The organism is Aquamicrobium sp. YD-1-mutant5, from assembly GCF_059509755.1.
Genome location: NZ_JCAKKP010000002.1, coordinates 160,786 through 172,190, shown reverse-complemented (window position 1 = coordinate 172,190; position 11,405 = coordinate 160,786). Strand labels below are relative to the sequence as shown.

General features: G+C 65.6%; 10 protein-coding genes. 1 reads left to right on the top strand and 9 read right to left on the bottom strand.

Going from position 1 to position 11,405, the window contains the following annotated elements; translation table 11 throughout:
- Genes AC5XE7_RS03475 through AC5XE7_RS03460 form a run of 4 tightly spaced genes read right to left on the bottom strand, consistent with a single transcriptional unit; the run spans position 1 to position 5,280 of the window.
- Positions 1 to 1,086, bottom strand: coding sequence for an SMP-30/gluconolactonase/LRE family protein (locus AC5XE7_RS03475; protein ID WP_495364807.1), 1,086 nt, complete (start codon positions 1,084 to 1,086; stop codon positions 1 to 3).
- Entirely contained in the window at positions 1,083 to 3,197 is a 2,115-nt protein-coding gene (locus tag AC5XE7_RS03470) for an ABC transporter permease (protein ID WP_495364806.1), read from the bottom strand. The genes AC5XE7_RS03475 and AC5XE7_RS03470 overlap by 4 nt, the downstream gene beginning before the upstream one ends.
- Before the next feature lie 13 nt (positions 3,198 to 3,210).
- Positions 3,211 to 4,224: a sugar ABC transporter substrate-binding protein gene (locus tag AC5XE7_RS03465; protein WP_183832125.1), complete on the bottom strand. Its 1,014-nt coding sequence runs from the start codon at positions 4,222 to 4,224 to the stop codon at positions 3,211 to 3,213.
- 54 nt (positions 4,225 to 4,278) lie between these two features.
- Positions 4,279 to 5,280: an ABC transporter permease gene (locus AC5XE7_RS03460; protein WP_183832124.1), complete on the bottom strand. Its 1,002-nt coding sequence runs from the start codon at positions 5,278 to 5,280 to the stop codon at positions 4,279 to 4,281.
- Positions 5,281 to 5,564: 284 nt separating this feature from the next.
- Between AC5XE7_RS03460 and AC5XE7_RS03455 the strand changes: the two genes are divergently transcribed.
- The gene (locus AC5XE7_RS03455; RefSeq protein ID WP_495364805.1) at positions 5,565 to 6,494 is read left to right on the top strand and encodes a LysR family transcriptional regulator; all 930 of its coding nucleotides are present in this window, start codon (positions 5,565 to 5,567) and stop codon (positions 6,492 to 6,494) included.
- An 87-nt stretch (positions 6,495 to 6,581) separates the two neighbouring features.
- Here the strand turns inward: AC5XE7_RS03455 and AC5XE7_RS03450 are convergent, their stop codons facing one another.
- The 5 genes from AC5XE7_RS03450 to AC5XE7_RS03430 all read right to left on the bottom strand — a co-directional run bounded on the left by AC5XE7_RS03450 (position 6,582) and on the right by AC5XE7_RS03430 (position 11,264).
- Complete coding sequence (locus tag AC5XE7_RS03450; RefSeq protein ID WP_495364804.1) at positions 6,582 to 7,310, bottom strand: sulfite exporter TauE/SafE family protein; 729 nt, start codon at positions 7,308 to 7,310, stop codon at positions 6,582 to 6,584.
- A 150-nt stretch (positions 7,311 to 7,460) separates the two neighbouring features.
- The gene (locus AC5XE7_RS03445) at positions 7,461 to 8,429 is read right to left on the bottom strand and encodes an oligopeptide/dipeptide ABC transporter ATP-binding protein (RefSeq protein ID WP_495364803.1); all 969 of its coding nucleotides are present in this window, start codon (positions 8,427 to 8,429) and stop codon (positions 7,461 to 7,463) included.
- On the bottom strand, positions 8,426 to 9,448 hold the full coding sequence (locus tag AC5XE7_RS03440; protein ID WP_495364801.1) for an ABC transporter ATP-binding protein: 1,023 nt from the start codon (positions 9,446 to 9,448) through the stop codon (positions 8,426 to 8,428). The genes AC5XE7_RS03445 and AC5XE7_RS03440 overlap by 4 nt, the downstream gene beginning before the upstream one ends.
- The gene (locus tag AC5XE7_RS03435; RefSeq protein WP_495364800.1) at positions 9,448 to 10,344 is read right to left on the bottom strand and encodes an ABC transporter permease; all 897 of its coding nucleotides are present in this window, start codon (positions 10,342 to 10,344) and stop codon (positions 9,448 to 9,450) included. Before AC5XE7_RS03435 ends, AC5XE7_RS03440 begins: the two co-directional genes overlap by 1 nt.
- Positions 10,341 to 11,264: an ABC transporter permease gene (locus AC5XE7_RS03430; RefSeq protein ID WP_183832118.1), complete on the bottom strand. Its 924-nt coding sequence runs from the start codon at positions 11,262 to 11,264 to the stop codon at positions 10,341 to 10,343. Before AC5XE7_RS03430 ends, AC5XE7_RS03435 begins: the two co-directional genes overlap by 4 nt.
- Positions 11,265 to 11,405 lie beyond the last annotated feature (141 nt).

Sequence of the window (11,405 nt, the reverse complement as noted above, 5' to 3'; positions counted from 1 at the left end):
TCAGGCCTCCCGCGCCACGCCGGCAAGGCGCAGCACCTTGCCATGACCTTTCGAGGCGACGAACAGGTCGTCGCCATGCTCGACCGCCGCAACGCACCCATGTGCGGAACCGTCGGCGCGCGAATGGAAGCTGCGCAGCGGTTTCATCTGCGCAGAGCAGTGCACCACCAGCCCGTAGGAGCGCGTTTCGGCGAAAGGCTTGGTCACGCCCATGCGGCGCAGCTGGCTGCCCTGCATCGGCTCTGAGAAGGACAGGCCCGAAGCCAGCGCCGGGGCCATCCAGAACGGCTCGGGAACCTCGGCCAGCATCCGCCTGCAATAGGCCGGTTCGCGCAGGATGAATTCGACAAGCTGGTTACGCACGGAAAAGAAGCTCAGCCAGAAGCCGGCATCCACCGCCGGCGCAATCCGCGCCGGATAGGCCGGCAGATGTTCAAGGGCAGGCTCCATGCGTCCGCTGGTGAGGTCGACCGACAGAATGCGGTGACGCCAGCTTTCGGCCAGCCACACCTTTTGCGAGCCGGTGGCGGCGACGCCGCCGGCCCAGCGCAGCCCGCCGAGAATTTTCGTGGCTTCACCGCTGGCAAGGCTGAGCCGCCACAGGCTGCCCGAAGCGCCTTTTTCCATAAGGTCGCGACGCCAGTCGCGGGCGCGGCGCGTTGAGGCGCCCTCCGTCACCAGCAGCGTGTCGGCGTCGAGAAAGGCCAGCGAGGTCGGATGGCGTGGCCCTTCGGCCATGTCGTAGGTCCTGCCGTCATGGCTGCCGCCGCGGATGGTCACGCCCTTGCCGTCCAGCCCGATGGCGAGCATGCCCTTGCCGCAGGCAAGCGCCGACACGTCATTGTCGAACGCGAAAAGCTCTTCGCCCTCCTGTCCGGCCGGACCCAGCCGCAGCACGCGTCCGCCCGAGGAGGCCACCAGCCCCTTGCCGCACAGCACGATGTTGTCGGCGCCAGCCAGCTCGGCGAAAATTCCGGCCTCGTCCAGCGCCGCATTGGGCATCAGCGGCCCGTCGAGCACCGGCACGGTGATCGCGGCTTCGCCCCTGCCAAGGCGACGGTCAATGAAACGGCGGATCGCGTTCATGCCGGCTTCCCCCAGTAGCTGTCGACGCCGCACCAGTTCTGATCGGCATCGGGCAGTTTGAGCGCACCCATGCGGTTGTTGAAGATGCCGCACAGATAGAGCGTGCCGCGATGCTCGCGCATCGAGGTGATCATCGGGTGGCGGGTGCCGCCCAGATCCCAGAAGCTTTCGAGGATCTCGCCCTTTTCGTTGAACTTCAGCACGCAGCCGGTGTTCAGGTTCGGCATCAGCCAGGCGTCCTGCGAGACCCGGCGCGCCATGCGGCGGCGGAAGCCCGGCATTTCCAGCGACAGGTCGAGCGCCGGCGTGCGCGAGCCCATCAGCGCCAGCCAGTAGGTGCCGTCCGAAGCGCGGTTGATGTTGTCGGGATAGCCCGGCAGACCCTCGATCACCCGCTCCAGCCGGCCCTTCTTCGGCCCGGCATAGTAATAGCGGTTGATGCGGCAGGCCCAGCTTTCGGCAAACAGCACCGACTCGCCGTCATAGGAGGTGCACACCCCGTTGGGGAAAATCAGATCGCTCAGAATGGTGCGGGTGGTGCCGGTGTTCGGATCGTAGACGATGAGCCGGCCATTGCCCCGGCTTTCCAGCGCATCGGCGTACCAGTCATGCATCTCGAAGCGCACGGTGGCCTCAGAGAAGATGATGCGGCCATCGGGGAGGATGTCGCAGTCGTCGGCCAGCTTCATCACCGAGTCATCGGCGATGGAGGTCCAGCTGCGGTTGGTCTCGGCCGTCAGCAGCCTGACCTCGCCCTCGGGCGAGACCTGATAGAGCCCCATGCCGCCCACGCACACGACGAGATTGCCCGTCGCGTCGAAGGCCATGCCCTGCGGCGCGCCGCCGGTATGGGCGAAGATTTCATAGCGTGTGTAGTCGGGCCCGAACCAGCGCATGATATCGCCATGGCGCGAGCCGGTGTAGAGATTGCCGTCGCGGTCGAAGATGGCATCCTCCGCGCCATCCATGATGCCAAGGCCGATCGGCTCGGAAGCGCGCAGCCGGTCGTTGGGCACCAGCGGGCCGACCGTGGTCGAGATCGCCGGCGGCAGCTTGTTGAAGGTCGGCGAGATATAGACCGCGCGCAGAAGCTTGTGGCGGTTCTTGACCCAGCGCACGTCGAGGAACACCGCGCTCACCAGCACCAGTCCGAGGATCAGCGCGTTCACCGGCCCCGGAATGGCCAGCGCCAGCAGCGAGGTCGACAGGATCAGCACGAACAGCGCGCCCATCAGCGCCTTGGCCACCGAGCCGCGGCCGCCGCCGAGCGAGATGCCGCCCAGCACAGTGGCGGTCAGCGCCTGAAGCTCCATTCCCGCGCCGATGTCGGAGGCGGCGGAACCGATGCGCGCCGAGAAATGGTAGGCCCCCAGCGCCACCAGCACCGAGCACAGCACATAGGCGGAAAACACCGTCCACCGCACATTGATGCCGGCATTGTGCGCGGAGCGCCGCGCCCCGCCCACCGCCAGCAGACGCCAGCCATACCGGCCGCGCGACAGCACGATGTGCAGCACCAGCGCCACGGCGGCCATCACCCAGAACGAGATCGGCAGGCCGAGCAGATGCCCCATGCCAAGCGCGTCATAGGCGGGCGACTGCGGGTAGTTCATCACGATGTCGGTCGAGATCTGCGGAAAAACGATATCGAACACCGACCGGAAGATGATCAGCGTCACCAGCGTGGTGAGAAACGCCCGCATCCTCAGGATGCCGACCATGAAGCCGTTGATCGCGCCGCAGACCGCGCCGACGGCCAGCGTGGCCGCCAGCCCGCCGCCGAGGCTGAGCCCCTGCACGTTCATCATGTAGAGCGCGGTGGTGACGCACAGCGCGAAGGTGGAACCGACCGACAGGTCGATGCCGCCCGAAATCATCACGACGGTCAGGCCAAGGACGATGAGCCCCAGCTCGGCCATCTCGCCCGAGAGCAGGGAAATCGTGCCGAACTGGAAGAAGCGCGGCACGATCGGACCGAAGATCGCAATCACCAGCACCAGAGCGGCGAAGGGGATTGCGCTGTCCACCCATTTCTTGGTGAGAATCTCGCCCAGAACGTGATCGGGAAACACCCGGTAACGCAACCGGACAAGGCTTTCGCTGAGGCTCATTCTGCCCTCGTCCTTACTTCAGCTGATCGATGGTCCAGCAGTTGCGGCCGCTGGCGTTCGACTTGTCGACACGGGTGATCGGACCGAAGAAGACGGTCTTTTCCGAGCCGGCGACACGATCCGGGTTCTGCAGGAACTCGGAGATCTGCTGCGCGGCGATCTCGGCCTGGATCGGTGCGTTGAAGTTGTAGACGACGTCGAGCAGGCCCTTTTCGATGCTCTCGCAGGCGGTGTGCGCGCCCGCGCCATTGGTGACGATGGTCACCTGATCCTGCTTGCCGGCCGCCAGCACGGCAGCGCCGGCGCCCACCTCGGCATTGTCCCAGATGCCCATGATGCCGCACAGGTCCGGATGCTGCTGCAGCACGGTTTCGGTTATCTGGCGGGCCTTTTCGCTGTCGTAATCGGCTGGCTGGTCGGAGACCAGTTCAAGGCCCGGGTTCTCGGCCAGAATCTGGTTGAGGCCTTCGCGCATATAGATGTTGGCGGCGCCGGTCTGGACGCCGGCCAGCCAGACGATCTTGCCCGAGGGCGCGCCGGGCGCGAGGCAGGTGCGGGCCAGCTCGCCGGCTTCCAGACGTCCCATCTCGATCCAGTCATTACCGACATAGCTGTCGGTCTGGGTGATCGACTGCATGTTGATCTGCAGGATCTTGATGCCGGCATCCTGCGCCTGCTTCAGCGCCCGCGCATAGGTCTGCACGTCGGGGTTCTGCACGATCAGCACGTCCGGCTTCTCCGCGACCGCGCCCTGCAGCGCACGGATGCCGGCGGCGGTGTCCATGTTCGGATCGCGGACTTCAAAGCTGAAGCCGTAGCGGGCGGCGTGGCGCTGCCAGACCGCGGTCCAGGCCTGGTTGAGGTCCATGCCCTGCGAGAGCGGCACGAAGATCACCTTCTTGCCTGCCATGGCCTCCAGATAGGCGGCGCGGCCGACCTGCTCAATTTCGGCGGCCTTGGCGGGAATTCCCATAAACAGCGCAGCGGCGGCCAGACCGGCAAGCGCGGTTTTCTTCAGAACAGACATGCTTTTTCTCCTCACTGATTTTGTCTTGAAAGGCCCCGTGCGGTCAGATTGCGGTCAGATGTCGCCGCTTTGCGACGTCTGCTCATCACGGGGATTGATCACCGCATCCAGTGCCAGCGCCGCCAGCAGGATCACGCTCTTGATCAGGTTCTGGCTGGTGTAGCTGAAATTCATGATCGTCATGCCGTTGATCAGAATGCCGACCAGAACCGTGCCGACCAGAACGTTGCGCACGCCGCCCTGACCGCCCGAGAGGCTTATGCCACCCAGCACCACCACCAGCAGCACATCGTAGATCAGGGTCGAATTGTAGAGCCTCGTGTTGATGCCCGAGACGAGGCCGGTCATCAGAATGCCGGCGGCATAGGCGATGAGCGCCGCCACCACATACTGGCTGATCTGCACGGGGCGCGTCGGCAGGCCCATGGTGCGCGCCGCATGGGGATTGTCGCCGGTGGCGTAGATGAAGCGGCCGAAGCGGGTGAGGCTGAGGAACAGCGCTATCAGCGCCGCGATGCCGGCAAGGATCAGGATGGAATAGGGAATGCCGAGAAAGGTGCCCGAGCCGATGGCCATCAGCCAGCCGATCCCGCCCGGCGCATAAAGCACGTCCGAACTGAAGGCGACGCGGCCGCCGCCATAGACGATGGAGGCCATAGCAAGGGTGGCGAAGATCGGCGGCACTTCGGCGATGGCGATCAGGATGCCGGTGATCAGCCCGCAGCAGGCGACCAGCACGGCGCCGATCAGCACCGCCTGGCCAAAGCCGAAACCCTGACTTGTCAGCCAGATGGCGAACGCAACGCCCACCACCATGACGGCAACCATGGTCAGGTCGATGCCGCGCCCGACCACCACGAAGCCCATTCCGACAGCCAGCGTGCCGAGAATGGCGACATTCTTCAGCAGGGTCAGAAGATTGCCCTGGGTGAGGAAATTGTTGAGGAACAGCGCAAAAGCGACGAACAATGTCAGCGCGATCAGCGAGACCACGCCTTCCTGAGTCAGCCTGAAGCGATGCAGAGCCACGGCCTGAGCCGGTTCTTTTGCGGACATGTCTATCCTCCCCTTAGGCAACGCAGATCCTCGCCAGGCCAGCGACGAATGCGGCCACAGGAGAACAGGCGCTGCCTCCTCCCCAAGGCCTGCCCAGTTTCCGGATTGTTTTCTGCACAGGCAATTTCATTTTCCTGACCCCGCGTTCTGAAAACCCCGCCAGTGCCGGAAACACATGCAAGACGGCTAAGATCTTCCTGTGCCAGTCGCATAGCCCCAATTGCGCAGTACGCAATCCCTCCGCTATAGAATTGCGCAAAATGCATGAATTGATGGTGCCCGCCATGCCAACGAAATCCGGTTCAGGACGCCGCAGCGCGCCGCCCGACATGAATTTGCTGGTGACGCTGGATGCCCTGCTTTCCGAGGGCAGCGTCACCGGAGCGGCGCAGCGGCTCAACCTCTCATCGCCCGCGATGAGCCGCCAGCTTGCCCGCATCCGCCATCTGCTGGGCGATCCGGTTCTGGTGCGGGCCGGTCGCGGGCTGGTGCCGACGCCGCGCGCGCAAGCCCTGCGCGAACGGCTGCGCATGCTGGTCGCCGAGGCCGAGGCGCTGGTGCGCGGTGAGGACGAGCTCGATCTCGCACGGCTGGAGCGCAGCTTCGTCATCCGCACCAGCGACAGTTTCGTGCTGAGCTTCGGCGCCGGGCTCGCCGCCCGCGTTGCCCGCGAAGCGCCCTGCGTGCGGTTGCGCTTCGCTCCTCAGGACAAGGAGAACATAGAGGCCCTGCGTGAAGGGCGCGTCGATGTCGATATTGGCGTGATCGGCGCGGCGGGGCCGGAAATCCGCCTTCAGGCGCTGTTCCACGACCGTTTCGTCGGCGTGGTGCGCTCCGGCCATCCCTTGACCGACACGGTGACGCCGGAGCTTTTCGCTGGCTTTCCCCATATCTCCGTCTCGCGGCGCGGACGCTTTTCAGGGCCGATCGATACGGCGCTTGAAGCGCTCGGCCTCAGCCGCCGCGTGACCATCGCCGTCGCGAATTTCGCCGATGCGCTGGCCATCGCGCGCACCTCCGACCATGTGGCGGCGGTGCCTGCACGGCTGACCACGCCGGCCCGGATCGGCCTTCATACGTTCGACCTGCCCGTAAAAACCGATGCGCTGGCGATTTCGCTCGCCTGGCATCCGCGCCTCGACGCCGATCCCGCCCACCGCTGGCTGCGCGGCATCGTGCGCGAGGTGTGTGCCGACGGACGACGACAGCCATAGGCGGCACGCGGAGGCGAAGCCTTCAGGCAAACAACGGACCTTCGCGGATGCTGCGTTTGAGCCAGTTCCGGCTGTTTGCGACGTGCTTCAGAAAATCGCCCGCCACAAAAGGACTGCGGCGGACAGCGTGGACACGGCCAGAACCAGCCGCTTCACCTGCCCCTTGTCGACCAGCCGCCGGGTCCAGCCCGAAAACAGGAAACCCAGCATGGCAGGCGGCGTCAGCAGCACGGCGATGCCCGCATCATGCCATGAGAAGCGTCCGGCCAGCGCAAGTGCTGCAATCGAGATCAGCCCGCCCACGACGAAGAAGGCGTTGAGCGTGGCGCGCATCCGCGCGCCTTCAGCATTCTGGTAGACCAGCGCCATCGGCGCCGAACCGATCGAGGTCAGCGTGCCCATGAAACCGGACACGGTGCCCGCGGTGAAGATATTGCGCGGCGTGGGATAGATGTTCAGCCCGCTCAGGCTCAGCACCACGGCGGCCAGCACCGCCAGCCCGAACAGCGCCGAAAACACCTGCGGCGACATCAGGCCGATGCAGAAAGCGGCCAGCGAGGCCGCCAGAACCCGGCCGCTCAGCGAGTAACCGAGGTCGCGCCGGTTGACGTCATCGAACTCGCGCCATGCGCCGCCGGTGCTGACGATGGTGGCAAGCATCAGCATGGGGCCGGGAACGAGAGCGGGATCGATCAGGGCCAGAAGCGGTGCGGCCAGCATGTTGAAGCCGAAGCCGGTCGAGCCCTGAATGGCGCCGGCTACAAGCAAGGCGATTGCCGCCGCCAGACCCGGCCAGCTGAGAACCATGTCGATCATGCAAAAACCCGTTTGCGGCAGGCGACGAAACGGCCGTCCTGCCTCTTTTCAAAGCGTCGATGCGCGGTTGCGGCAGCGCCTGCCGGCAAGCCTGAGCCGATCCGCAGCGCGGCCTGCCTGAAGCACTACCCTGTGAATCAGGGCCGGCAATCAGGGGCCGGCGGTCAGGGGATAATGACAGGCGCAGGTCCGGTCATCGCCGCCATGGGTTTTCAGCATCGGTTCCACCTCGCTGCAATTCGGATGCGCGAAGCCGCAGCGCGGATGAAACACGCAGCCCGACGGCACATCCATCGCATTGGGGAAATTGCCGCGCAGGCCGAGATCGGGCACGCCACCATCATCCTGCGGGCTGAACACCGCATCGCGCAGAACGGTCGTGTAGGGGTGGTGAGGGCGCGCGAAGATGGCCCGCGTCGGCCCGGTTTCCACCACCCGGCCCAGATACATCACCATCATGCGGTCGGCCATGTGCTCAATGACCGACAAATTGTGCGAAATGAACAGCATGGCGACATCGTGCTCGGCGCGCAGGTCGAGCAGCAGGTTGAGGATCTGCGCCTGCACCGACACGTCGAGTGCCGATGTCGGCTCATCGCAGATCACCAGCCTCGGCCCCGCGACAAGGGCGCGCGCGATGGCGACGCGCTGGCGCTGGCCGCCGGAAAGCTCGCCCGGACGCGCGGCAAGAGCGCGGCGCGGCAGGCCGACCTGATCGGCCATGGTGGCGGTGCGCCTGCGCCGCTCGGCGCGGCTGCCGATGCCATGCACATGCAGAGGCAGGGCGATCAGTTCCTCCACCGACATGGACGGATTGAGCGAGCCATAGGGGTCCTGAAACACCGGCTGCACCGCCAGCGCGCGCTCGCGGCGCGGATAGTCGCCGACCGGCCGCCCTTCGAGCAGAACCGTGCCGGAGGTCGGCGTCTCAAGTCCCAGAAGAATGCGGGCCAGCGTGCTCTTGCCACAGCCGGATTCGCCGACGATGCCGAGGATTTCGCCCCGCTTTATGCTGAGCGATACGTTGTTGAGCGCGCGCAGCGGAGCCGGCCTGCCGAGCAGCCCCTGCCGGATCGTGTAGACATGGGTCAGGTCGCGGGCTTCGAGAAGCATGGTCATGCGCGCTTCTCCACGGCTGCCGCCCGGCTTTCCACCCATCCGGGAAGCAGATGACAGGCAAAGCTCTGTCCCGCCGGCGCCTGCCGGACCGGAGGCGGCGTTTCGGCACACACATCCATGCGCTGCAAACAGCGCGACAGGAAGGGGCAGCGCGCATCCTCCTGATGGAAGGCCGGCACATTGCCGGCAATGCTGGCAAGACGCGTCTGGCCCGGCTCCCCACCCTCCAGATTCCCCTGGCCCGGTTTCGGCACCGAGGCGATCAGGCCGCGCGTATAGGGATGGGCCGGATGGCGCAGCACCGCTTCGCGCGTGCCTTCCTCCACCACGCGCCCGGCATACATGACGGCGACCCGGTCGGCGATGCGGGCAACGACGCCGAGGTCATGGGTGATGAAGATCATGCCCATGTTGCGGGCGGCCTGCGCCTCTTTCAGAATGTGCAGGATCTGGGCCTGCGTGGTCACGTCGAGCGCCGTGGTCGGCTCGTCGCAGATCATCAGCTCGGGCTCGCAGATCAGCGCCATGGCGATCAGCACACGCTGGCGCAGCCCGCCCGAAAGCTGATGCGGATATTGCCGCATGCGCAGCGCTGCATTGGTCAGCCCCACGCTCTCCAGCACCTCGATGGCGCGCGCCCGCGCCGCGGCCCCGCTGGCGCGGGTGTGCCGCCGGTAGACGGAGCAGAGCTGGTCGCCGATGGTGAAGACCGGATTGAGCGCCGTCATCGGCTCCTGAAAGATCATCGACATGCGCCGTCCGCGCAGCGCCGACATGGCGCCATCCGAGAGACCGCCAAGATCGGTCAGCCCAAGCCGCAGACGCGCCGCGCGGCGTTCAGCCTTGCGCGGCAGAAGCCCCATCAGGGCGAGCGCCGTCATCGACTTGCCGCAACCGGATTCGCCGACGAGGCACAGCGTTTCGCCCGCCGCCACCGAAAGGTCGACGCCGCGCACCGCCCGCAGCTTGCGGCCCTGATCCGGCAAGGTGACGTGAAGGTCGTGCACATCGAGCAGCATCAGCCGCGCCCTCCCGCCGTCAGGTCACGCATGGCATCGCCCATCAGATTGATGGCCAGCGCCAGAATGAACAGGCATGCGCCGGGCAGCACGATCAGCCACGGGCTGAAGAACATCGCCGTCTTTGCTTCCGACAGCATCAGCCCCCACGAGGGCAGCGGCGCCTGAACACCGAGGCCGAGGAAGGACAGCGCCGCCTCCAGCAGCACGGCATGCGCCATTTCCACCGTCGCCACCACCATCAGCGGGGCGCGGATATTGGGCAGGATTTCGCGAAACAGGATATGGCCGACGGAACAGCCCAGAACTCGCGCAGAGGTGACATAGTCACGCGTGCACACCTGCTGGGTGGCAACGCGCGTCACCACCGCGAACTGGTCCCACAAAAGCAGCCCCAGCACCACGATGACGACGGTGAGCGAAGGACCGACGATGGCGACCACCGCCAGCGCGATCAGGATGATCGGCATCGACAGGCGCGTGGTGATGACGGTGGAGATCGCCGTGTCGATCCAGCCGCCATAATAGCCGGCCAGAAGCCCGAGCGTGATGCCGATGAGCGCCGACATCAGCGTCGCGCCAATGCCGATGGCCATCGAAATGCGCGCCCCATAGATCAGGCGGCTGAGATAATCGCGGCCAAGCTGATCGGTGCCGAGCAGATGTTCCGCCACCGTCTTGTCATGCCAGAAGGGCGGCTTCAGCCGCAGCGCGATGCTCTGCATGAAGGGATCATGCGGCGCAAGCAGCGGCGCGAAGATCGCGATCAGCAGGATGGCGAGCAGGATGATGCCGGAGAACACGAAGGTGCGATGACGCCGAGCCTTCGCCCAGAAACCCGGCCGGCGGACAAGCTCTTCTTCCGGCAGGGCCGGTGCCGCGGACAGCGCCGTCATTTGCGTGCTCCCCGCAGTCTGGGATCCATGATGCCGTTGAGCAGATCGGCGGCCAGCGTCAGCACGATGTAGATCATCGAGATCAGCAGAACGATCGCCTGGATCACCGGCATGTCGGAGCGCGACATGGACTGCCACGCCAGATAGCCGACGCCGTTGAGGGCGAAGATCGATTCCACCACGATCGATCCGCCGAGCATGAAGCCGAGCTGCACAGCCGCCAGCGAGATGACCGGCAAAACGGCATTTTTCAGCGCATATTTGAAGGTCAGCGCGAAGGGCCGGATGCCCATGGCGCGCGCGGTGCGGATATAGTCGGAAGCGAGGACCTCGATCATGCCGGCCCGGATCAGCCGCATCAGCGGCGGCATGGCGAAAGTGCCAAGGGTGATCGCCGGCAGCACGAAATGCGCCAGCGTGTCGGAGCCGGAAATGGGCAGCCAGCGAAGCTGCACGCCGAACACAACAATGAGCAGCAGGCCGGCCCAGAAATTGGGAATGGCCTGACCGGTCACGGCCAGAACCTGCGACAGCCGGTCGACCAGCGTGTTCGGCCACAGCGCCGCCGCGCAGCCGAGCGGCAGCGCGATAGCCAGCGCCAGCGCCATCGACAGGAAGGCCAGCAGCGCCGTCACCGGCAGCCGCTCAAGGATCATCTCCAGCACCGGCCGCTTGGCGAGATAGGAGGTGCCGAAATCGCCCTGCAAAAGATTGCCGATATATTCGGCATAGCGAACCGGCAAAGGCCGGTCGAGGCCGTAGGTCTGGCGCACCACCGCAAGGTCGGCATCGGTCGCCTGCGCGCCGGCAATGCCGACCGCCGGGTCCGAGGCCACATTGCTCAGCACGAAGCAGATGACCGATACGATCACCATTACCACCGCCGCCATGGTGGCCCGCCTCATCAGATAGGTCAGCATCCCGCTTGCCGTCTCCTCTTGCCCGGGGCCGCAATCACGCCGCCTGAACTTTCTGCTTTCACTCGAACCGCAGAAACGTTCAGGCCTTATGCTTCGACGCAATCACCGCGCGTCGGCCCGATGCTCTGGCAGGGTCAGAGG